This window comes from Mesorhizobium sp. M1A.F.Ca.ET.072.01.1.1 (assembly GCF_004023325.1).
Taxonomy (GTDB): domain Bacteria; phylum Pseudomonadota; class Alphaproteobacteria; order Rhizobiales; family Rhizobiaceae; genus Mesorhizobium.
The window spans coordinates 1-18,948 of the sequence record NZ_RZSF01000108.1 but is presented as its reverse complement, the minus strand read 5'-3'; the positions used below and the strand labels follow the sequence as shown (position 1 = coordinate 18,948).

The 18,948-nt window shown below is 61.0% G+C and carries 19 protein-coding genes; 18 read left to right on the top strand and 1 reads right to left on the bottom strand.

The features are described 5' to 3' along the window. Positions 1 to 22: 22 nt before the first annotated feature. The 10 genes from trbB to EOA32_RS16735 are packed head-to-tail and all read left to right on the top strand — an operon-like array spanning position 23 to position 9,331. Positions 23 to 991, top strand: a complete 969-nt coding sequence (gene trbB, locus EOA32_RS16780) for a P-type conjugative transfer ATPase TrbB (protein WP_024502850.1) — start codon at positions 23 to 25, stop codon at positions 989 to 991. A gap of 12 nt (positions 992 to 1,003) precedes the next feature. After that, on the top strand, positions 1,004 to 1,312 hold the full coding sequence (locus EOA32_RS16775; protein WP_126057781.1) for a TrbC/VirB2 family protein: 309 nt from the start codon (positions 1,004 to 1,006) through the stop codon (positions 1,310 to 1,312). Beyond that, positions 1,312 to 1,584 carry a VirB3 family type IV secretion system protein gene (locus tag EOA32_RS16770; protein WP_024502852.1) on the top strand — a complete coding sequence of 91 codons (273 nt, stop codon included), beginning with the start codon at positions 1,312 to 1,314 and terminating at the stop codon, positions 1,582 to 1,584. The genes EOA32_RS16775 and EOA32_RS16770 overlap by 1 nt, the downstream gene beginning before the upstream one ends. After that, the gene (trbE, locus tag EOA32_RS16765) at positions 1,578 to 4,028 is read left to right on the top strand and encodes a conjugal transfer protein TrbE (protein WP_126057782.1); all 2,451 of its coding nucleotides are present in this window, start codon (positions 1,578 to 1,580) and stop codon (positions 4,026 to 4,028) included. Before EOA32_RS16770 ends, trbE begins: the two co-directional genes overlap by 7 nt. After that, on the top strand, positions 4,025 to 4,750 hold the full coding sequence (trbJ, locus tag EOA32_RS16760; RefSeq protein WP_024502854.1) for a P-type conjugative transfer protein TrbJ: 726 nt from the start codon (positions 4,025 to 4,027) through the stop codon (positions 4,748 to 4,750). The genes trbE and trbJ overlap by 4 nt, the downstream gene beginning before the upstream one ends. Positions 4,751 to 4,783: 33 nt before the next feature. Continuing rightward, on the top strand, positions 4,784 to 6,106 hold the full coding sequence (gene trbL / locus EOA32_RS16755; RefSeq protein ID WP_126057783.1) for a P-type conjugative transfer protein TrbL: 1,323 nt from the start codon (positions 4,784 to 4,786) through the stop codon (positions 6,104 to 6,106). Next, positions 6,107 to 6,838 carry a conjugal transfer protein TrbF gene (trbF, locus tag EOA32_RS16750; RefSeq protein WP_126063930.1) on the top strand — a complete coding sequence of 244 codons (732 nt, stop codon included), beginning with the start codon at positions 6,107 to 6,109 and terminating at the stop codon, positions 6,836 to 6,838. Between the two features lies 1 nt (position 6,839). Further along, on the top strand, positions 6,840 to 7,865 hold the full coding sequence (trbG, locus tag EOA32_RS16745; RefSeq protein WP_127232321.1) for a P-type conjugative transfer protein TrbG: 1,026 nt from the start codon (positions 6,840 to 6,842) through the stop codon (positions 7,863 to 7,865). After that, complete coding sequence (locus tag EOA32_RS16740) at positions 7,862 to 9,076, top strand: TrbI/VirB10 family protein (protein WP_126057785.1); 1,215 nt, start codon at positions 7,862 to 7,864, stop codon at positions 9,074 to 9,076. The genes trbG and EOA32_RS16740 overlap by 4 nt, the downstream gene beginning before the upstream one ends. Before the next feature lie 12 nt (positions 9,077 to 9,088). After that, positions 9,089 to 9,331 carry a DUF2274 domain-containing protein gene (locus EOA32_RS16735; RefSeq protein WP_126057786.1) on the top strand — a complete coding sequence of 81 codons (243 nt, stop codon included), beginning with the start codon at positions 9,089 to 9,091 and terminating at the stop codon, positions 9,329 to 9,331. A 235-nt stretch (positions 9,332 to 9,566) separates the two neighbouring features. Here the strand turns inward: EOA32_RS16735 and hemN are convergent, their stop codons facing one another. After that, on the bottom strand, positions 9,567 to 10,916 hold the full coding sequence (gene hemN, locus EOA32_RS16730) for an oxygen-independent coproporphyrinogen III oxidase (protein ID WP_126059321.1): 1,350 nt from the start codon (positions 10,914 to 10,916) through the stop codon (positions 9,567 to 9,569). A 152-nt stretch (positions 10,917 to 11,068) separates the two neighbouring features. Between hemN and EOA32_RS16725 the strand changes: the two genes are divergently transcribed. The 8 genes from EOA32_RS16725 to EOA32_RS16690 all read left to right on the top strand — a co-directional run. Further along, positions 11,069 to 11,812, top strand: a complete 744-nt coding sequence (locus EOA32_RS16725) for a Crp/Fnr family transcriptional regulator (RefSeq protein WP_126057787.1) — start codon at positions 11,069 to 11,071, stop codon at positions 11,810 to 11,812. A gap of 496 nt (positions 11,813 to 12,308) precedes the next feature. Beyond that, on the top strand, positions 12,309 to 13,928 hold the full coding sequence (ccoN, locus tag EOA32_RS16720; protein WP_126057788.1) for a cytochrome-c oxidase, cbb3-type subunit I: 1,620 nt from the start codon (positions 12,309 to 12,311) through the stop codon (positions 13,926 to 13,928). Continuing rightward, on the top strand, positions 13,928 to 14,659 hold the full coding sequence (gene ccoO, locus EOA32_RS16715; RefSeq protein WP_126057789.1) for a cytochrome-c oxidase, cbb3-type subunit II: 732 nt from the start codon (positions 13,928 to 13,930) through the stop codon (positions 14,657 to 14,659). The genes ccoN and ccoO overlap by 1 nt, the downstream gene beginning before the upstream one ends. Before the next feature lie 11 nt (positions 14,660 to 14,670). Beyond that, positions 14,671 to 14,820 (top strand): cbb3-type cytochrome c oxidase subunit 3, encoded by a 150-nt coding sequence (locus EOA32_RS16710; RefSeq protein ID WP_024502864.1) that lies wholly within the window; start codon positions 14,671 to 14,673, stop codon positions 14,818 to 14,820. 2 nt (positions 14,821 to 14,822) lie between these two features. Then, complete coding sequence (ccoP, locus tag EOA32_RS16705) at positions 14,823 to 15,686, top strand: cytochrome-c oxidase, cbb3-type subunit III (protein ID WP_126057790.1); 864 nt, start codon at positions 14,823 to 14,825, stop codon at positions 15,684 to 15,686. A 166-nt stretch (positions 15,687 to 15,852) separates the two neighbouring features. Beyond that, the gene (gene ccoG, locus EOA32_RS16700; protein ID WP_126057791.1) at positions 15,853 to 17,412 is read left to right on the top strand and encodes a cytochrome c oxidase accessory protein CcoG; all 1,560 of its coding nucleotides are present in this window, start codon (positions 15,853 to 15,855) and stop codon (positions 17,410 to 17,412) included. Beyond that, positions 17,409 to 17,906 carry a FixH family protein gene (locus EOA32_RS16695; RefSeq protein ID WP_126057792.1) on the top strand — a complete coding sequence of 166 codons (498 nt, stop codon included), beginning with the start codon at positions 17,409 to 17,411 and terminating at the stop codon, positions 17,904 to 17,906. The genes ccoG and EOA32_RS16695 overlap by 4 nt, the downstream gene beginning before the upstream one ends. Continuing rightward, the coding region (locus EOA32_RS16690) for a heavy metal translocating P-type ATPase (RefSeq protein ID WP_145971307.1) at positions 17,903 to 18,948 on the top strand (1,046 nt) is incomplete at its 3' end. The genes EOA32_RS16695 and EOA32_RS16690, both read left to right, overlap by 4 nt.

Genomic DNA, 18,948 nt, shown 5'->3' with positions numbered 1-18,948 from the left:
ACAATGGTGGGGGAGGGGAAGGATGAGCTCTCATCCCGAGGCCGACCACCGGCGGCGTGTCATGCTGCGCACCGCCATGGGTCCGGCAATCACCGAAGCCCTGGCCGATCCGTCCGTCATCGAGGTGATGGTCAATCCCGACGGCGCGCTGCGACTCGACCGGTTAGGCGAAGGTCGGGTCGATACCGACGTTCACATGCACCCGTCCGAGGCAGAACGTATCATCCGCCTGGTTGCTTCGCACGTGCGCGCCGAGGCGCACGCCGACAACCCGATCGTCAGTGCCGAATTGCCGTCTGGCGAACGCTTCGAAGGCCTGCTGCCACCTGTGGTGTTGGCGCCATGTTTTGCCATCCGCAAGCCCGCCGCGAAAGTCTACACCCTGGCCGACTATGTTGCCGAACGCATCATGCTGCCGCTGCAGGCCGATGCGCTGAAAAAGGCCGTCCGCGAGCGGCGCAACATGCTGATCGCCGGCGGCACTTCCTCGGGGAAGACAACACTCGCCAACGCTCTGCTGGCTGAAGTCGCCGAATGCGACGATCGGGTGATCCTGATCGAGGACACACGCGAACTGCAGTGCGCGGCCAGGGACTGCGTTGCCCTGAGAACAAGGCGGGGCTCGGTCACCCTTGCCGATCTCGTGCGCTCGACGCTGAGGCTCAGGCCGGACCGCATCATCGTGGGCGAGGTGAGGGGCGCGGAAGCGCTCGACATGCTGAAGGCATGGAACACCGGGCACCCAGGCGGCATCGCTACCGTACACGCCAATTCCGCGCGCTCGGCTCTCTATCGCATTGAGCAACTCGCCCAGGAAGCGGTGGTCACCGTTCCCCGCCGGCTCATCGCTGAGGCGATAGATCTGATCGTCTTCATAGCGGGACGCGGCTCGTCGCGCCACATCGACGCAATCGCCGAGGTCACCGGTCTCGACGGCAGCGGCGATTACGCCGTTGCCCCGCTCACGCTTTCGCAACTCCAGCAGCTTTGAAAGGCCTTCCTCATGCGCAAGAAGCTTCGCTTTCTTTCGTCCACAGCGCTCGCGTTTCTTAACACGGCCCCGGTTTATGCCGCCGGCTCCGGCATGCCGTGGGAGCAGCCGCTGCAGCAGATCCTGGAGTCCGTGCAGGGACCGGTCGCCAAGATCGTTGCGGTGATCATCATTATCACCACCGGCCTGACGCTTGCCTTCGGCGACACCGCCGGTGGTTTTCGGCGCCTGATTCAGATCGTCTTCGGTCTGTCAATCGCCTTCGCGGCATCGAGCTTCTTCCTCTCCTTCTTCTCCTTCGGTGGTGGGGCGCTCGTCTGATGGCCGCCGGGGAGCAGCATATCGAGGGCTTCGCAGTACCGGTCCACCGGGCGCTGACCGAGCCGATCCTGCTCGGCGGGGCTCCGCGCGCGGTGGCGATCCTCAACGGTACAGTGGCCGCGGCCATTGGCTTCGGCTTGCAGCAATGGATTGCTGGTCTGGTGCTTTGGATCGCAGGCCACTCGTTAGCGGTGTTTGCCGCAAGACGCGATCCGGACTTCGCCAGCGTGCTTGTGCGCCACCTACGTCTGAAGGGGTGGCTTGCATGCTGAACCTTTCGGAATATCGAAGCAAAGCCGACCGGCTTGCCGACCATCTACCCTGGGCTGCCTTGGTGGCGCCCGGCATCGTGCTCAACAAGGACGGCAGCTTTCAGCGGACGTTGCGGTTCCGCGGCCCGGATCTCGAAAGTGCGACGGAGGCTGAACTCGTCGGCATTTGCGCCCGGGCGAACAATGCTCTCAGACGCCTTGGCTCTGGCTGGGCATTGTTCTTTGAGGCCGAGCGCACAGAAGCGCTGGGCTATCCGAACTCGCATTTTCCTGACGCCGCGTCGTGGCTGGTCGACGAAGAACGCCGCGCTGCTTTCGAGGGGAAGGTAGCGCACTACGAGAGCCGCTATCATCTGACCTTGGTGTTTATGCCACCGCCGGACGCCCAGGCGCGCGCAGAAAGCGCGCTCGTCGACTCTCATTATTCCCGAGGAGAAAGAGACTGGCGCCAGGATCTGGCGAGGTTCCGTGACGAGACCAACCGCGTGCTCGATCTCTTCTCGGGTTTCATGTCCGAAGTACGCGTCCTCGATGATGCTCAGACGTTGACCTACCTCCACGGCACGATTTCGCCTCGTCGCCATCCTATCATGGCCCCGGAAACGCCGATATATCTGGATGCAATCCTGGTCGATGCGCCGCTTACCGGTGGCCTGGAGCCGATGCTGGGTGAGCAGCATCTTCGCACACTGACCATCCTCGGCTTTCCGAACCTCACCCGGCCCGGAATCCTCGATACCCTCAATCATCAGGATTTCGCCTATCGCTGGATGACGCGCTTCATTCCGCTCGAGAAAACGGAAGCCACGAAGACGCTGACGCGATTGCGCCGGCAGTGGTTTGCCAAGCGCAAATCGATCGTGGCAATCCTACGCGAGGTCATTACCAACGAGCCGGTCCCGCTTGTCGATAACGATGCCGACAACAAGGCGCTCGATGCCGACGAAGCCCTTCAGGCATTGGGCGGTGATCATGTGAGTTTCGGCTATCTCACCACCACCGTGACGGTGTGGGGCGAGGATCGCCAAGCCGCTGCAGAGAAGCTTCGCGCGGTCGAGCGCATCATCAATGGGCTCGGCTTCACCACGATCCGAGAAGGCGTCAATGCGGTCGAGGCTTGGCTCGGCTCATTGCCTGGCCATGTCTACGCTAACGTTCGCCAACCGCTCGTTCATACATTGAACCTTGCCCATCTCATGCCGCTGTCGTCGGTTTGGGCCGGTCCTGCGACAAACGAGCATCTCGCGAAAGTCACCCAAACCGAAGCGCCACCGCTTTTCGTTGCCGAGACCAGTGGGTCGACACCGTTTCGGCTTTCCACCCACGTCGAAGATGTCGGCCACATGCTGGTTGTTGGTCCGACCGGCGCCGGCAAGTCGGTTCTGCTTGCTCTGATTGCTCTGCAGTTCAGGCGCTATGCCGGCGCCCAGGTTTATGTCTTCGACAAAGGCAATTCGGCCCGTGCTGCAACACTTGCCATGGGTGGAGAACACCACGCGCTAGGAGCGGACGGTTCCCTTGCCTTTCAGCCACTGCGCAGCATCAACGACCAGGCTAGCCGAAGCTGGGCGGCCGAATGGATCGCCAGCCTTGTTGCCCACGAGAACGTCACCGTCACGCCGGAGGTGAAGGAGGCTATTTGGTCAGCGCTGGCCAGCCTTGCCACCGCGCCGGCGCAGGAACGCACACTGACCGGTCTTTCGGTCCTGCTTCAATCCAATGCGCTGAAGACCGCATTGATGCCCTACACGCTCGACGGTCCCTTCGGCCGCCTGCTCGATGCCGATCATGATGGGCTGGCCTTGTCGGATGTGCAGTGTTTCGAGACCGAGGAGTTAATGCACAGCCAAGGCGCTTTGCTGCCGGTGCTTACCTATCTGTTCCAGCGACTTGAGGAACGGTTCGACGGACGGCCCACGCTGATCATGCTCGACGAGGCGTGGGTCTATCTCGACAATCCGCTGTTCGCCGCCCGCATCCGCGAATGGCTGAAGGTGCTGCGAAAGAAGAACGTGTCGGTTGTCTTCGCTACGCAGTCGCTGGCTGATATCGCGGGCTCTGGCATAGCGCCGGCAATCATCGAAAGCTGCCCGCAGCGCATTTTCCTTCCCAATGATCGTGCCGTGGAACCCCAGGCGCGCACAGCCTACGAGCGCTTCGGTTTAAGCGAGCGGCAGATCGAATTGATCGCCCGCGCCACGCCGAAGCGTCAGTATTATCTGCAATCGCGCCGCGGCAACCGTCTGTTCGAGCTCGAGCTTGGCCCCATCGCTCTTGCGCTTTGCGGTGCTTCCGATCCGGCCACGCAGACTCTGATCGACAGGATCATGTCCGAAGACGGGCAAGGCAGCTTTGCCTCGCAGTTCCTGATCGCGCGCGGCCTCGATTGGGCCGGCGAACTTCTCAAGCAATTCCCTCAACCAGACAAGGAGCAATTCTCATGATGCGGCGACGCCTTCTCTCCGGCCTGATCACCGTTTCCCTGATCGCCAAGCCTATGGCCGACTATGTGCAGCCCGCGTACGCCCTTATCGTGTTCGATCCGTCCAATTATGCGCAGAACGTGCTGACGGCCGCGCGCGCATTGGAGCAGATCAACAACCAAATCCAGTCGCTGCAGAATCAGGCGACCATGCTGCAGAACATGGCGCGCAATCTTCAGCGTCTGGATTTCTCTTCCGTTGGCCAACTCACCGGTTCGCTCCATCGCATCGACGGCTTGATGGACCAGGCGAGTGGCCTCAGCTTTGATCTGGGCAAGCTTCAAGACCAGTGGCGCAGCCAATATCCGGAAAGCTACGACGCCACGATCAAAGTCAGCGATGTGGCGAGTGCTGCGCGGGAGCGTTGGCAAACCGCCATGCAGGCGTTCCGCCAGACCATGGGTGTCCAGTCGCAAATCGTCGAGAACGTCCGCGCCGACGGCGATCTGCTCGCCGATCTCGTCAACCGCAGCCAAGGGGCGGCCGGTGCGCTTCAGGCAAGCCAGGCCACCAACCAGCTGATGGCGCTTTCGACAAAACAGCAGATGCAGATCCAGACGCTGCTCGCAACGCAGTTTCGAGCTGAGGCCGAGGATGCCGCCCGCAAGGCCCAGTCAGACGAAGCCGCCCGCGAGATGACGAAGCGGTTCTTGGGTACCGGCTCGGCTTATCCCGGCAATTAATCACGAGTTCATCACGACGAGAAAGGCAGCGGCATGAACGACCTTGGCGTCATCGATCGCTTCATGGAGACCTTCATCCGCTACATCGACAGCGGGTTCGGTCTGCTATCGGGCGACCTCGCCTTCCTCACTACCATTCTGATCGGCATTGACATCACACTTGCCGGCCTGGCGTGGGCGCTCGGCGACGAAACCAGCGTTCTCGGCCGGCTTGTCCGCAAGGTGCTCTATGTTGGCGTCTTCGCCTTCATTCTGAACAATTTCAAGAACCTCGCCGATATCGTTTATCGTTCTTTTGCCGGTCTCGGGATTAAGGCGTCGGCCGGCAATCTGTCGGCAGACAATCTCTTGCGCCCGGGCCGCATTGCCGCGACCGGTTTCGAAGGTGCTTGGCCAATGCTTGACCAAGCCAGTCAGCTCCTGGGCTTCCCGGAAATCTTCGGCAACGCACTGACCATCTTCGTGCTGCTGATGGCCTGGTTCCTGGTTATCATCGCCTTCTTCATCCTTTCCATCCAGCTTTTCATCACCATCCTAGAGTTCAAGCTCACCACGCTGGCAGGTTTTGTTTTGGTTCCATTCGCACTTTGGAACCGTTCAGCGTTCCTGGCCGAACGCGTGCTCGGCCATGTTATCTCGTCAGGCATCAAGGTGATGGTGCTCGCCGTCATTGTCGGTATCGGCTCCACGCTCTTCGGGGAGTTCGCTTCCGCATTGCAAGGCAAGGAGCCGGATCTTGCCGGTGCCATGTCCCAGGTACTGGGCGCACTGGCACTGCTTGGCCTTGGCATTTTTGGGCCGGGGATCGCGTCGGGTCTTGTCTCAGGCGCACCGCAGCTTGGGGCGGGCGCCGCCCTCGGCACGACCGCGGCGGCAGCGGGTGTATCACTCGTTGCTGGAGGCACAGCATTTGCTGGCGCGCGTATGGCAACCAGCGGCGGTCTCGCCGCCATCCGAGCCGGCACAACAATGGGATCGGCTGCTTCCACGTCATGGCAGATCGGGCGCGCAACCTCGCCCGACGCTGGCCTCTCCGGTGTGGCTGCTGGAATGCATGGTGTAACCAGTGCAGCTGGCGGCGCCGCTATACGCATAGCGCGATCCGCCACTGCAAGTGTTGGGCGCAACGCCGATGCCGGGCGCGATGCCGCGTGGACCGCGACCGGCGGCGCGCCGACAGCGTCAATGACCGAACGCTCTGCCGGTTCGGCCACTGTTTCGGCGCCGACGTGGGCAAGGCGCCTACGTTCTGAACAGACCGCCCGGGCAAATCGCCACGCTGCCATGCAAGCTGTCCGAGACGGAGACCGGCCGGGAGGCAGCGCCAACCCCTCTCTCAACGACAAGGATGACTAGATGCTCTTCAAGCGACCCGTGCACCGTTACGGCAAAACACCCGAACCGGTCACGCCGTATCAAAAAGCCGCCCAACTGTGGGACGAGCGCATCGGCTCATCTCGACTGCAGGCCAGGAACTGGCGGATCATGGCCCTTGGCTGCCTGGCCTTGGCGACCGGGCTTTCCGGCGGACTCGTATGGCAGTCGATGCAAAGCCGTGTCGTGCCTTATGTCGTCGAGGTCGATGGCTTCGGCGAGACGCGCGCCGTCGCGCCGGCGGTCCGGAATTATGAGCCCTCGGATGCTCAGATCGCCTGGCATCTCGGCCGCTTCATCCAGAATGTCCGTTCCGTTTCCACCGATCCGGTTTTGGTTCGGCAGAACTGGTTGGCAGCGTACGACTTTGCTAGCGATCGCGCAGCGCTCTTCCTCAACGAATACGCCAAGGCGAACGACCCCTTCGGTCAGATCGGAACGCGCAGTGTTTCGGTACAGGTCACCAGCGTGGTCAGAGCCTCCGAAAGTTCATTCCAGGTCAAATGGACCGAGCAGGTGTTTGAGCGCGGAAGCCTTGCCAGCACGATGCGCTGGACTGCGATCCTCACGATCGTGATCCGCTCGCCAAGCAATACGGATCAGCTGCGCAAGAATCCGCTCGGCGTCTTCATCAATGCCATTGACTGGTCACGCGAGCTCGACAGCGCCGTCCCAGCCCCCCTTTCTCCGACGGAGTCCACCAATGAAAGGTAAAATGTCACCGATTCGTGCCGTGCTGATCCTATCGGTGTCGGCAGCGGTCGTTTCCGCTTGTGCATCGAAGAAGGTGCCGCCGCCTGAGATTTCCTATGACGCTGCCGACTTCAAACCGGCCGCGATCGAAAAAGCGCCGGAGAGGCCGATTAGAATTGTCGAGGTGCCAAAACCACTGCCGCTGCCTGGCCAAATGCAGCCCGAGCCCGGCAAGGCCGAGGACAAGCGCCCTCCTGAAGAACGCGTCGCTGATGCCAACAAAGCCGCGACCCAGCAACCCACCAAGTACGGGTATGTTAATGCAGTGCAAGTCTACCCCTTCACCGATGGCGCGCTTTATCAACTCTATGCCGCGCCGGAGCGCGTGACCGACATCGCTCTGCAGCCGGGCGAGAAACTAACCGCCGTGTCGGCTGGCGACACCGTGCGCTGGGTCATTGGCGATACCGCAAGCGGCACCGGTGACAATCAGCGCACCCATGTTCTGGTAAAACCCTTCGCGCCGGGTCTTGCCACCAATGTCGTCATTACGACGGACCGGCGGACCTATCATTTGCAGCTTCAAAGCACCGAGAAGACCGCAATGGCGGCAATCTCCTGGACCTACAGCCAAGACCAGATCATCGCGCTTCGCCAGCGCAATGCTCAAGCCGAGGCAGTTACACCGGTCGCGTCGAACATCGCGCTCGAAAACCTTCGCTTTCGCTACTCAATCAGTGGCGACACACCGCCCTGGAGACCGACGCGAGCCTTCGACGACGGCAGCAAGGTCTATATTGAGTTCCCTCGTCGCATAGATCAGGGCGAGGCGCCACCACTCTTCATCGTCGGCGCAGATGGGAGCAGCGAGCTCGTCAACTATCGCGTGCGCGGCAACTATTACATCGTCGATCGGCTCTTCGCCGCGGCCGAACTTCGCCTCGGCACCAAGCGGCAGCAGGTGATCCGCATCAGCAGGATTGACGGCAGGCAACCGCAACGGCGGATCTCGCTCTTTCGCGGCAGCCGGCGAGGTGAGGGCTCATGATCGAAAATTCCCGCTCTGGCATCCCGCCGAAACTGGATCCCGAGGAACTGCAGCTTCGGGCCTCTCCCCGCCGCGTGGTGCGGTTCAGGCGCGGTGTGATCATCGCTATCGCAGCGCTCGGATCCGGCGCTGTCTTCGGCGTTACCATGATCGCCCTCCAGGGGCCGGCCCTTCGCATCAGGGATCAGGCGGAAGATCTCTACAACACTGAGCGCAAACCAACCGCCGAGGGACTCGATACGCTTCCCCATGACTATTCCGGCATGAAGCCAAAGCCTCCCGTCCTTGGGCTACCTTTGCCGGGCGACCTCGGCCGCCCCATCCTCGAGCGGCAGCGCCAGCTCGGCATCGTGCCGGGCCAAGACATCTCGGCCGAGGAGCAGCGTCTAGCGCAGCAGGCGATCGAAGCGCGTGAATCGCGGGTGCTTTTCCGCGTCGAAAATCGAGCTCAACAGACAGATGTCGGAGAGAGCGTGCAAACTGCTCAGCATCCATTTGAGGCGCTTCCCCAATCCGAAGCAGGACGCGCGTCAGCCTCGGTGGCGGCGGCGGAAGGCGACCAGAACAATCAGCAGCGAAAGCTTGATTTTCTCAGCCAGCGGAGCACTGGCGGGATCTACAATCCGCATGCGCTTCAGACGCCGATCTCGCCATATCAACTGATGGCTGGCAGCGTGATTGCCGCCAGCCTGATCACCGGCATCAATTCCGATTTGCCGGGCCTTGTCGTCGCGCAAGTCACCGAAAATGTGCACGACACGGTCACGGGCAACATATTGCTGATTCCGCAGGGCTCACGTCTTATCGGCGTCTACGACAGCGTCGTCGCGTTCGGGCAAAAGCGAGCGCTGCTGGTCTGGCAGCGCATTCTGCTGCCCGACGGCTCGTCGGCCGAAATCGACAATCTGCCCGCGAGCGACACCGCCGGCTACGCAGGGCTGGAAGACAAAGTCGATTTCCACACTTGGCAGATGATCAAGGGAGTGGCGCTTGCCACATTGCTCGGTGTCGGCACAGAATTCAGCCTCGGCGAAAACGAGAGCGATCTGGTCAAGGCGATCCGGGAATCAGCCCAGCAGAACGCCAGTCGAGCCGGCCAGCGCATCACCGAAAAAAACCTCAATATCCAGCCCACCATCGTCGTCCGCCCAGGTTGGCCACTGCGCGTCATCGTGCACAAGGACATCGTGCTGCGGCCATACGCCAGTTGAGCAGGAGTTATCATGGCTGACCTGAAACTTGGAAAACTTCCGGACCGAACAGCTTCGAAGATCACCATTACCGTCAGCGCGGAGCTGAGCCAAACACTCAAGGAGTATGCTGCACTTTACCGTCAGACCTATGGTCAGTCTGAAACCGTGGCAGAACTCATCCCTTTCATGCTGGCGGCGTTTCTGGAAGGCGACCGAGCCTTTGCCAGGGCCAGAAAAGAACGTCTGCCGACGGAGCTTGCCGGAAAATCGTGACTCCTCCGCTAGGGCAGCTGGAACATTGCCTAGCTGTCGCGACCTACCTGCTCCTCGCGAAGCATAGGATCAAACCCCTTGGAATGTAGGTATGCGCAAGAGAGGATGTGGAAGGAGATACCGCGCAACAGCCTAAGTTTGCATTTTCGATTTGATGCGGTAGTCGCCTATGAGCGGTCAAAACGAACGCAGCTGGTTCGCCGATCGACCAAACGGCGAGCGCACTGTGCTTTGCTCAGACCGCCACCGAGTGCCTCGCCGTTCCCCCTTTGAAATATGTATCGAACTTGGCCGCGATGGTTCGAATGAAGGGGCGACTTTCAGTCCGTACGAGGAAACTGTCACCATCGAATTCAAGCGCTCGGGCAGGATCGTGGAGTGCGATGGACCTCGAGCGATGAAGGAGCTGCTCGCCGGCTTTGCCGAACCGCTCCACCAGATCGACTGCCGAGAAGGCAAAATCACACATCAGCCGCTCGATGATCCAGCCACGGACGCGATCGTCGTCGGAAAGGGCAACGCCGCGGACGGCAGCCAACCCGCCATCCGCAACCATGCGCCCGTACCCGGCAGTCGAAGCCATGTTTTGCACGTAGCCTTGGCGAAAACGACCGATGGACGAAGGGCCAAGTCCGATCAGTGTCGGGCAGCGATCCTCAGTGTAGCCCTGAAAATTGCGATGCAAAACCCCTGCGCGGGCCGCTATGGCCAGCGCATCGTCGGGCTTCGCGAAATGATCGAGTCCTATTGCCTCATATCCCTTGGCGACAATTGCCCGCGCCGCGAGTTGAGATTGGGCGAAACGCTCAGTGGGACTCGGCAGCCATGCCTCGTCGATCATCGTCTGATGCTTCTTGAACCAGGGCACATGTGCGTAGCCGAACAGGGCCATCCGGTCTGGCTCCAAGGTCAGTGCCTGCGCCACCGTGGAACAGATCGTCTCGCGTGTCTGATTCGGGAGCCCGTAGAGCAGGTCCAGATTGACCGATTCGACGCCCCGCGAACGAACCCCGTCGACGACTGCCTTGGTCTGCAAAAAACTCTGCTCACGATTAATTGCTTTTTGCACTTGCGGATCGAAATCCTGCACGCCGAGGCTCGCCCGGGTTACGCCGATTTGAGCAAGTGCATCAAGGCGCGCCTTGTCCATGTCGTTGGTTTCGATTTCGATGCTGACCGTAGCATCCGGGAGAAAGTCGAAGCTGTCCCGCAAGGCCGCTCCAAGAGCAACCATATCATCGGGCCTCAGAATAGTTGGCGAACCGCCACCGAAGTGGATTGCACGGACATGTGCCTTGCCGCTCAGCAGACCGGCAATCGTGACGATTTCGGCATTCAGCGAGCGCAGATAAGCGGCCACCGGCTCATATTGGTGCGTCTGCTTGGTGTGGCAGGCGCAGAACCAGCAGAGCTTGTCGCAGTAAGGAATGTGCAGGTACAGCGAGATTTCGTCGCCGCTTTCCAGCGTCTCCAACCAGCCACGGTAAATGGCAGCATCGATCCCCGAATGGAAATGCGGCGCCGTCGGATAGCTGGTGTAGCGTGGGACGTTCTCGCTGAGTTTGACAGCTATTTCCGATTGCATCTCGCGTTCACCGTGTTGCCCGCCGGAACACTGCACGCATCGCTGAAGCAGACCCTGATCTCGATCAGCCGCGCTCATGGACAAACCGCCGCAGGATTTCTCTACCCTGGATGGGTATCCTGCCGGCAGTTAGGATCGGGTAAGGCGAACGCATGACCTTTCGGCAAGACATTCATAGTTCCGGCATTCCTGTTCTTTGCTTCCCTTGCGAGGCACGGCGTCGCGGTGTCTGCGGTGCGCTCGATCCAGACAATTTGGTTGGGCTCGCCAAGACTTGCTCGCGTCGCCGGATCGAGTCAGGAATGGAGTTGACCGGCGAGGCACAGAACGTCGACAGCTACTCCAACGTGCTTTCAGGCGTTGTAAAGCTATCAAAGAGCCTGTCGGATGGGCGCCAGCAGATCGTCGGTCTCCAGTTTGCACCGGATTTTCTGGGACGTCCTTTCAAGGTGGAAAGCTCGATCAATGCGGAAGCGGCAACAGCAGTCACGCTGTGTTCGTTTCCGCGAGCGGCCGTCGAACGGATGATGAAGGCGTCACGGGAATTCGAGCATCGCCTGCTCAAACAGACGCTGAATGAACTCGATGAGGCGCGCGAGTGGATGGTGACGCTGGGGCGCAAGACAGCTCCGGAAAAGGTAGCGACTTTTCTCCTCATGATGGCCCGGAATATCGATTCCAGTCTCGATGCGGCTTCCGGGTCGGCGTCCTTCGATCTGCCGCTGACGCGTGTCGAAATGTCTGATTTCCTTGGAATCACCAACGAGACCGTGAGCCGCCAACTGACGCGATTGCGGGCTGACGGGGTGATTCGGATTGAGAACGCACGCCATGTGACGGTGGACAGCATAAGCCGTCTGGAGAAGCGCTGTGGCGGCGGACGCGAGCGGCCCTAAGCGGCGAGGCCATGTCGCATGACTCCGGGGCGGGCCGTGTTTGCCTTTTAATGCGATGTTGCCGCGCCTTCGACGAAGCGGCGTCACGGTCGAGACAAACAGCTTTCGGGCTTTGATAGGAACGTGACCAATCGCCAGGTGTGTTTCGGCACATACCGGCGAAGCATGGTCCTTAATCTGCCACGGCTCGGCGGAACGATCGCGTTCGTTTCCAATGGGATCCGAACAACGTTTGGCAGGGCATCGGCAATAGCATCCAACGCGCGCAGGGCCTCAGCTTTCGCCTCAGCGATCGCGTCTGCGCCCGCCCAACCCAGGGAACGCCTTCCATGAGGGGGGTGAGCCCGCGCTGCGTTCCTCGTTCATTCGCCACCTGCTGATTGCGCCGCCGACACAAAATCTTGCGGCCTGACATAGATCAGGGCGAGGGGGCGGCGGCTGCGCGATTAGTGCGCTGCGGATTTGGCATCCACCAGATTCGAGATCGGGATCTGCAATGAAATTCGGCACAGAGATCGTCCTTCTAAGCGTGTTCGCTTTTGCGGCCCTGGTGGCCGCCGGCTTCGGCGTGGATGAACCTTTCCGCCGACACATGTGGGTGTTGTTCTTCGCAGTGGCTGGTTTCACTGCGATCCTGTTGCGCAACACGGAGTTCAAGCCAGCAGCTCCGATTGACCCATCCGCTTACATGGATGGTCCGATCCGCTACGGCGCGATCGCCACCGTGTTCTGGGGTGTCGTCGGCATGCTGGTCGGCGTGGTGATCGCGCTGCAGCTCGCCTACCCCGATCTCAACATCCAGCCCTGGTTCAATTTCGGTCGTTTGCGGCCGTTGCACACATCCGGTGTCGTCTTCGCCTTCGGCGGCAACGCGCTGCTTTGCACGTCTCTGTATGTCGTGCAGCGCACCTGCCGCGCCCGCCTCTTCGGCCGTGATCTGGCCTGGTTCGTCTTCTGGGGCTACCAGCTGTTCATCGTCATGGCCGCGACCGGCTACCTGCTCGGCATCACCGAGGGCCGCGAGTACGCCGAACCCGAATGGTATGTGGATGTCTGGCTGACCATCGTCTGGGTCGCCTACCTCATTCTGTTCCTTGGCACGATCCTGAAGCGCAAGGAACCGCATATCTACGTGGCCAACTGGTTCTACCTGTCGTTCATCGTCACCATCGCGATGCTGCATGTGGTCAACAACCTGTCCATACCAGTCTCGTTCCTGGGCTCCAAGAGCTACTCCGCCTTTTCAGGGGTCCAGGACGCCTTGACGCAATGGTGGTACGGCCACAACGCGGTCGGCTTCTTTCTCACCGCCGGCTTCCTCGGCATGATGTATTATTTCGTGCCCAAGCAGGCGAACCGGCCAGTCTATTCGTACCGGCTGTCGATCGTCCATTTCTGGGCGATCATCTTTCTCTACATCTGGGCCGGGCCGCATCACCTGCACTACACCGCCTTGCCCGATTGGGCGCAGACGCTCGGCATGGTGTTCTCGATCATGCTGTGGATGCCGTCCTGGGGCGGCATGATCAACGGCCTGATGACGCTGTCCGGCGCCTGGGACAAGCTGCGCACCGATCCGATCATACGCATGATGGTGATGGCCGTCGCCTTCTATGGCATGTCGACCTTCGAAGGCCCCATCATGGCGATCCGGGCGGTCAATTCGCTGTCGCATTATACCGACTGGACGATCGGCCACGTCCATTCGGGCGCGCTCGGCTGGGTTGGCATGATCTCGTTCGGCGCAATCTACTACATGGTGCCGAAGCTCTGGAACCGGCAACGGCTCTACTCGTTGCGGCTGGTCACCTGGCATTTCTGGCTGGCGACACTTGGTATCGTTGTCTACGCCGCGGTGATGTGGGTATCCGGCGTCATGCAGGGCCTGATGTGGCGCGAATACGACGAGCAGGGCTTCCTGGTCTACTCCTTCGCCGAGACCGTCGCCGCCATGCACCCCTACTATGTCATGCGCGCCATCGGTGGGGCCATGTACCTCTCCGGCGCGCTGATCATGGCCTGGAACATCACCAGGACCATCCTCGGCCACCAGCGCGAGGAGGAGCCGATGCCGAGCCCCGTCGCCATCCGACCTGCGCGATCAGGAGCCAGGTAATGGGCTTGATGGACAAACACGCAATCATCGAGAAGAACGCCACGCTTCTTCTCGTTGGCTCGCTGCTCGTGGTGACGGTCGGCGGCATCGTCGAGATCGCGCCTCTCTTCTATCTCGACAATACGATCGAGAAGGTGGAAGGCATGCGCCCCTATTCGCCGCTCGAACTTGTCGGGCGCAACATCTATATGCGCGAGGGCTGCTACCTCTGTCATAGCCAGATGATCAGGCCGTTCCGCGACGAAGTTGAGCGCTATGGCCACTACAGCCTAGCTGCCGAGTCCATGTACGATCACCCCTTCCAGTGGGGATCGAAGCGCACCGGGCCGGATCTCGCCAGAGTTGGCGACCGCTACTCGAATGCATGGCATGTCGCGCATCTTACCGACCCGCGCTCGGTGGTGCCGGAATCGATCATGCCGAGCTATGGGTTCCTGAAAGACACGCCGATCGACGTGAAGGATTTCTCAACGCATCTGGTCGCCAACAGGCTTGTAGCCGTCCCTTACACCGATGACATGATCGTCCACGCCAATGCGGATCTGGCGGCGCAGGCCGATCCCAATGCCGACACATCAGGCCTTGAGGCGCGTTACCCAAAAGCCAAGATCGGCGACTTCGACGGCAACCCGCAACAGGTCACCGAAATGGATGCCCTGCTCGCCTACCTGCAGATGCTTGGCACACTGGTCGACTTCAAAAATTACGACGAAGCCGCCGGCTACCGCTGAGGAGAACGCTGATGACCTACAATTTGATGCGGGCGTTTGCCGACAGCTGGGGCCTGGTTGCGATGGCGCTGTTCTTCGTGGGGTGCATCGCCTTTGCCCTACGCCCCGGCAGCCGAAGGCTGGCCGACGAAGCGGCCCGCATTCCGCTCGAGGACGAGTGATCATGAGCGACGAGCATATCGATGAAATCTCTGGCGTCTCGACCACCGGCCACGAATGGGATGGCATCCGGGAGCTGAACAACCCGCTTCCCAGATGGTGGGTTATCACCTTTTACGTCACCATTGTCTGGGCGATAGGCTACACCATCGCCTATCCAGCATGGCCTCTGTTGCACTCGGCGACGAAGGGTGTGCTCGGCTATTCCAGCCGCAACGAGGTCAGGAACGAGCTGACTGCGGCTGAGGCCGCCAAGGGCAAATATATCTCGGCGGTGGAGTCCAAGAGCGTCTCGGAGATCTCCGCGGACGACGGCCTGCGCGAATTCGCAATCGCCGCCGGTGGCGCCGCTTTCAAGGTCAATTGCGTACAATGTCACGGCTCCGGCGCCCAAGGTTCCAAGGGCTTTCCCAATCTCAACGACGACGACTGGCTATGGGGCGGCAAGGCCGAGCAGATCCAGCAGACGATTACGCACGGCATCCGCTTCGCATCCGATCCGGACACGCGCCTGTCGGAAATGCCGGCCTTCGGCGACATCATTACCGCCGACCAGATCGCACAAGTCAGCGCCTACGTGGCCAGCCTTTCCGGCAAGGTCCGCGATGCAAGTCTGATCCAACCCGGCGCCAAGGTCTTTGCCGAGAACTGCGTCGCCTGTCACGGCGACAATGCAAAAGGCAACAGGGAATTCGGCGCCCCCGACCTGACCGATGCGATCTGGCTCTATGGATCCGGTGAGACAGCCATCGCCGCACAGGTCCGTGCGCCAAAACAGGGCGTCATGCCGGCCTGGGTTGGCCGTCTCGGCGAGATCAAGGTCAAGGAACTTGCAGTTTATGTCCATTCGCTTGGCGGCGGAGAATAGGAATGGAAGTCCTATTCTTCGGTCCCCCCTGCCAAGCGGACGAGGCCCGGCGTGAGCCGGGCCTCGACACCATCCCTAATGCGATCTGCACAACCCGGCAAGGCTATCCTACCGCGAGGCTTTACGACAGGTGCCCCTGACATTGGCTGGGAAAGTGGAGTTGCACATGCGTGATAAGACGCAGTTGACACGGCTCGAAACAGAAACTGTCAATTCCGCCAAAACCCGCAAGCCGCTTTATGCCGCGCGTCAAAAGATCTTTCCGAAGCGCGCCTCGGGCAACTTTCGTCGCTTCAAATGGCTGGTGATGACGATCACACTTGGCATCTACTACCTGGCTGCGTGGCTGCCTTGGGCTCGCGGTCCATTTGCCCCGGACCAGGCAGTCCTGCTCGATCTCGCGAACCGGCGCTTCTACTTCTTCTTCATCGAGATATGGCCCCAGGAATTCTTCTATGTGGCCGGCCTCCTGGTCATGGCGGGCGTCGGTCTTTTCCTGATCACCTCGACTGTCGGCCGTGCCTGGTGCGGCTATGCATGCCCTCAGACGGTGTGGGTCGATCTGTTCCTCGTCGTCGAACGTGCGATCGAGGGGGACCGCAACGCCCGCATGAAACTTGACGCAGGTCCCTGGACCGCGCGCAAGCTCATGCTGCGTGTGTCCAAGCACACCATCTGGCTGGTCATAGGGGCGGCGACTGGCGGCGCCTGGATCTTCTACTTTGCCGATGCACCGACGCTGCTCGGCGAGCTCTTCACCGGCACTGCGGCGCCCGTCGCCTACATCACTGTCGCCGTCCTGACGGCTACCACCTACACGTTCGGCGGTCTGATGCGCGAACAGGTCTGCACCTATATGTGCCCGTGGCCCCGCATCCAGGCGGCCATGCTCGATGAAAATTCCCTCACTGTCACCTACAATGACTGGCGCGGCGAACCGCGTTCGCGCCACGCCAAGAAGGTGCTGGCCGCAGGCCAGCCCGTGGGCGACTGCGTCGACTGCAATGCCTGTGTCGCGGTCTGCCCGATGGGGATAGACATTCGCGACGGCCAGCAGCTCGAATGCATCACTTGCGCGCTCTGCATCGACGCCTGTGACGGCGTCATGGACAAGCTCGGCAAGGAGCGTGGGCTGATCGCCTATGCGACGCTCTCCGACTACAACGCCAACATGATGCTGGCGACTGCAGGCGGGTCCAGCTCAGTCAATCCATCGCTGATCAGGACCGCTGATGGCCTGTTCTCCGACAAGGTGGCGCATTTTCACATCCGCAAGATCTTTCGGCCGCGCACCTACGTCTACATGGGCTTGTGGTCGCTGATCGGCCTCGGCCTGCTCTATTCGCTGCTGACGCGCGATCGGCTCGAACTGAACGTATTGCATGATCGCAATCCCCAGTTCGTCACGCTGACCGACGGATCCATCCGCAATGGCTATACCGTCAAGCTGCTCAACATGATCCCCGAGCCGAGGACGATCGTCGTAACCATGCAGGGCCTTGAAGGCGCTGACATGGTCGTCGTCGGCGACGACATCCCCGCAGGCCGTTCCTTCGCCATTCCGGTCGAACCCGACCGCCTGAAAATGCTGAGGGTCTTCGTTCGCCAGCCGGCGGACCAGATCCGCGCTCCGGCACAGACCTTCAAGTTCCGCGTCGAGGACAGAGCCAGCTTTGAGTCGAACGAGTACACCGCCACCTTCAACGCGCCGGAGCCCCTCAGATGACTGCCAATGTACAAAAGCCTCGTGAATTCACCGGCAGGCACATGCTGGTCATCATCCTGGCCTTTTTCGGCGTGGTCATCGCAGTCAATCTGACCATGGCAACGCTCGCCAGCACAAGCTGGACTGGCCTCGTCGTCGAAAACACCTATGTGGCGAGCCAGCAATTCAACAAGAAGGCCGAGGAAGGACGGGCGCAGGCAGCACTTGGCTGGACCGGCAAGCTGACCATCGCATGGGGCGAAGTTCGCTATGGCCTCGCCGACGTCGCCGGCAAGCCGGTTCCCTTGCACGGCGTCAAGGTGCTGTTTCGCCATCCCGCGTACGAGAAGGAGGACAAGTCGGTCACCCTCGCACCCGCCTCGGGCCAGGAATTCGCAGCCCAGCACATGCCGAAGGACGGCGTCTGGATTGTCGAAGTCGACGCCGACGCCGGTCTGGACAAACCGTATCGCGACGTCCGCCGGATCATGATTTCCAATGGAGCGCTGCAATGAGTTGTTGTGCACCGGGCGCCGAAATGGCGCTTGATCTGGTCAACACCGGATCGGTCCTGCCGTCCAGCCAGGAGATCAGGCTGGCGAGCCGATCGCTTGGCGATGATCTTCACCAGACCGATCTTTCAGTACCGACGGTTCATTGCGCAGGCTGCATCCAGACGATCGAGACGGCGCTGGGAAAGCTCGATCGCGTCGAGAGCGCCCGCGTCAACCTGTCGACGAAACGGGTCTCTGTCCGGTGGCGTGGTGACGAGGTCCCACCGTTCGTCGTCGCGCTTGGGCGGCTAGGCTACCAGGCGCATCTCTTCCCTTCCGAGGTCGGCGACAAGGACAGGACGTTATCGGATTTGATCCGCGCGGTCGCGGTTGCCGGCTTTGCGGCGGGCAACATCATGCTGCTTTCGGTCTCGGTCTGGTCCGGCGCCGAAGGTGCTACCCGCGACCTGTTTCACTGGGTCTCGGCGCTGATCGCCATTCCTGCCCTCGCCTTCGCCGGCGGCATCTTCTTCCGTTCGGCCTGGAATGCTTTGCGCCATGGCCGCATGAATATGGACGTGCCGATCGCGGTCGGTGTTTCGCTCGCCTACGCCATGAGCCTCTACGAGACGATCAACCATGGCGATCACGCCTATTTTGACGCGTCGGTATCGCTGCTGTTCTTCCTGTTGATCGGCCGCACGTTGGATCACGTGATGCGCGAACGTGCCCGGACCGCTGTGAAAGGCCTGTCCCAGTTGGCCGCACATGGCGCCATGGTGCTGCGCAGCGACGGCGCGCGCGACTATTTGCCGGTCGGCGAGATCGAACCAGGCATGCGGTTGTTGATCGCAGCCGGTGAGAGGATCCCCGTCGACGGCAAGATCATCCAGGGAACGTCGGATCTCGACTGCTCGCTGGCCTCAGGCGAAAGCACGCCGAAAAACGTGGCGCCGGGCGAAGCAGTTCAGGCCGGCGTGCTCAATCTTACCGGCCCGCTGACGATTGAGGCGACAGCCGCCGCGAAGGATTCGTTTCTGGCGGAAATGGTTCGTCTTATGGA